Source organism: Saccharomonospora halophila 8 (genome assembly GCF_000383775.1).
Taxonomy (GTDB): domain Bacteria; phylum Actinomycetota; class Actinomycetes; order Mycobacteriales; family Pseudonocardiaceae; genus Saccharomonospora; species Saccharomonospora halophila.
Map to the genome: position 1 here is coordinate 1 of NZ_KB912522.1, position 2,156 is coordinate 2,156.

Consider the following 2,156-nt stretch of genomic DNA (forward strand, 5'->3'; position numbering starts at 1 on the left):
CACGCCCGGCCGGTGGCCGGGCCGCGGCACCGGCGCGCCCCGCTCGCGGTGCGTCCGAGGCGACCGACACCGTATCCATCACGTCTCCCTCACAGGTTTTCACCACCGCCCGCACAACGGCGGAGCGCGCTTCATCGGAATAATCGAGCGGACCGTGTACCCGGGCCGTTTCGGCCATTCCGGTGTGCCAGGCAACTCTAGCTTTTTCGCGAAGCGCCGTATTAGCCAGCTAAACGCGCCCGTCCCGGACCACGGAGACGAACGGTTTTCACAACGATTCCGATCTCACGATCCGCTCATCTTCGCCAGTAGCGCGCGGAGCGCGGCGTACTCGGATCCGCTGAGATTCCCGACCAGGCGTTCCTCCGCACTCCACCACAGAACCTCCGCAGTCGCCCGGGCCGTCCACCCGCGTTCGGTGAGGAAGACCCGGGTCATGCGCTCGCCCCGACCGCGCTCCCGGTGGACGAAGCCCACGCGTTCCATCCTCTGCAACATCCGCGTGACCGTCGCGGGCGCCGCCCGGACCCGTTGGGCGAGCTCCTGGTGTGTGAAGCCCTCGGCCCCCCACCGCTGCAGCAGCACCTGTTCCTGACCCCCGTACATGCCGAGATCGGCCAGGTCCTTCGCCAGCTCGGTACGGTGTTGGCGGGCCAACAGCACCAGCCAGTACAGAGCGGTGTCGGACAGACAGTCCTCGTCCGGTTGTGGCTCCCACGGACATCGACCGTACGGACGATCGACGCTGTTCCCGTCCACGGCACCTCCCGGTCACGAACCGAGATTGTCGTCCCTGCCCCCCACACACCTCGATCCCGGTGGCCGGGCAGTCCGGTGGTCCGCCACGCCACCTCCCGGCCTGCCGGTCAGCTTCGTCCCGGCTCCGGGGAACGGTCAAATCGCGTACCCCGTCCGTGGCACGGTGGCGTGTCCGCTCGCCCGGCCCGGTATACGAGCGTCCCGGGCACGGGACGTCCGGACGCATGGGACGCCCGGAGAGACCGATCCGGCGCGGGTGCGCCGGTTTCTCAGGCGTCCGCGCTCAGGCGTCCGCGCTGCGACGTTCGGCGTCGCGGGCCTTGAGGCGTGCCGCCTCCTCGCGGACCTCGGCCTGGGTCGCGCGTTCCCGCCGGAGCCACTCGGGCATCTCCGCCTTCAGCGCGTTGATCTCCGCCGTGGTGAGCGCGTCGGTGATCCCGTTGCGGGCGAGAGCACTGTTGGACACGCCCAGCCGGGCGGCGACGACCTGCCGGGGGTGCGGACCGTCGCGGCGCAGGTTCCGCAGCCACTCCGGAGGGTCGGTTTGCAGGGCGTGCAACTCGTCGCGGGAGACCGCACCGGACCGGAACTCCTCCGGCGTGGCCGGGAGGTACACGTTCAGCTTCTTCGCCGCGGTCTCGGGCTTCATCGTCTGGGAGGTCTTCTGCGACGCCATGCCCCGAGGGTAGCCGTCCGGTGTCCACGACCGCGCTCGGAGTGCCGTCCCGTCGGGTAGCCTGGCGGCGTGCCGGATCCGGACGAACATCTCTCGTTCACGCTCGCCCACGTCGCCGGGGTCACGCCCGACAAGTGGGTGCGCCGGTGGCACGAGCGGGCACCCCGGGTTCCGCTGTCCCTCACCCGGGTCGCCGCCGCCGACGCCGCCGACACGGTGCGCGAGGGCGCCGTCGACGCCGCGCTGCTGCGCCTGCCGACCGAGTGCACGGGTCTGCACACCATCCCGCTGTACACCGAGACGACGGTGGTCGTGGCCCCGAAGGACCATCTCGTGACCGCCGCGGAGGAGGTGTCCGGCGACGACCTGGCCGACGACGTCGTGCTGCACCCGCTGGACGACGTCCTGGATCGGGACGGCCCGCCCGGCCTTCCCGCGGTCGAGCGCCCGGCCACGACCGCCGACGCCGTCGAACTCGTCGCGGCCGGTGTGGGACTGCTCGTCGTCCCGCAGTCCCTCGCCCGGCTGCACCACCGCAAGGACCTCACGTACCGGCCGCTCACGGACGCCCCGCAGTCACGGGTCGCGCTGGCGTGGCGCGAGGACGCGACCACCGAGCTGATGGACCTGTTCATCGGCATCGTCCGCGGGCGCACCGTGAACAGCACGCGCGGACGCACCCGGGCCCCCGCACCGGCGACGCGGGCGGGCGGCGGGGAAC

The 2,156-nt window shown here is 71.7% G+C and carries 3 protein-coding genes; 1 reads left to right on the forward strand and 2 read right to left on the reverse strand.

The annotated features are described in order from the left end of the window. Positions 1–285: 285 nt before the first annotated feature. Together SACHA_RS0107745 and SACHA_RS0107750 are read right to left on the reverse strand one after the other, a co-directional pair. Positions 286–759 carry a MarR family winged helix-turn-helix transcriptional regulator gene (locus SACHA_RS0107745; RefSeq protein ID WP_019808544.1) on the reverse strand — a complete coding sequence of 158 codons (474 nt, stop codon included), beginning with the start codon at positions 757–759 and terminating at the stop codon, positions 286–288. 283 nt (positions 760–1,042) lie between these two features. Beyond that, positions 1,043–1,435 (reverse strand): DUF5997 family protein, encoded by a 393-nt coding sequence (locus tag SACHA_RS0107750; RefSeq protein ID WP_020628606.1) that lies wholly within the window; start codon positions 1,433–1,435, stop codon positions 1,043–1,045. Positions 1,436–1,504: 69 nt separating this feature from the next. Here SACHA_RS0107750 and SACHA_RS20900 point away from each other — a divergent pair. Next, the coding region (locus tag SACHA_RS20900; RefSeq protein ID WP_019808548.1) for a LysR substrate-binding domain-containing protein at positions 1,505–2,156 on the forward strand (652 nt) is incomplete at its 3' end.